1 protein-coding gene is annotated in these 899 nt (G+C 68.4%); it reads left to right on the top strand.

What is annotated here, in order from left to right; all coding sequences use genetic code 11:
* Positions 1 to 899, top strand: an 899-nt coding sequence (locus tag ABD323_RS41955; protein ID WP_344447326.1) for a ricin-type beta-trefoil lectin domain protein, incomplete at both ends; no start/stop codon positions are given.

Below are 899 nucleotides of genomic sequence, written 5' to 3'. Positions count from 1 at the left end.
AACCGCAGAACCTTCACCCAGCACAGCCCGGCCAGCGGAAGCACCCAGGACGCCGTCACGACCCAGACGTTCACCGCTCCCGGCACCGGCAACACCGGCAACGGAAACGGCGGGCCGCACGCCCTCACCAGCCTGGAAACCACGGTAAACGGCAGCACCACCGCCTACGCCACCAACAGCTACGACCAGGCCGGGAACACCACGGCCCAGTACACCTACGCAGCCGGCACCACCGACCTGACCTGGAGCACCGAAGGAAAGCTCGACACCTACCGGCCGACCGTCCAGATCCAGGGCATCGCCGGCAAGTGCCTCGCCATGCAAGGGGGAAGCAGCGCCAATAGCACCCCCGCCGAGATCGCGAACTGCGACGCAACCAGCGGCCAGAAGTTCGCCACCGGCGGCAACAAACTCAAGGTCTTCGGCGCCTGCCTGACCGCCATGGGCACCGCCGCAGGCTCCGCGATCCAGCTGCAGCCCTGCACCGGCGCCACCTCACAGACCTGGACGACGCGCGACGACGGCACAATCGCCAACGCCGCCGCCAACCTGTGCCTGGCAGTCCCCGGCGACGTCACCACCAACGGAACCGACGTCCTCCTGGCCGCCTGCGGGACAACCGTCCCCGCCGGGCAGAAATGGACCCTCCCCCACCAGTCCACCACCTACGCAACCAGCTCATCCCCCACAACCCCGGCAAAACCACCATCACCCTCGGGAACGACGAACTCACCTACACCACCACCACCCCCACAAGCACCACCGGCACCCGCTACTACCAGATGCCCGGCGGCCTCACCCTCATCCGCCAAGGCACCACCTCCACCTGGCAGATCAACGACCACCACCGCACCCGGAACCTCCCCCTCGCCGCCACCACCCCCACCCACACCCGCCGC

Origin of the sequence: Kitasatospora nipponensis (assembly GCF_039528135.1) — a bacterium.
Classification (GTDB): domain Bacteria; phylum Actinomycetota; class Actinomycetes; order Streptomycetales; family Streptomycetaceae; genus Kitasatospora; species Kitasatospora nipponensis.
This window is presented reverse-complemented; position numbering and strand designations above follow the sequence as displayed.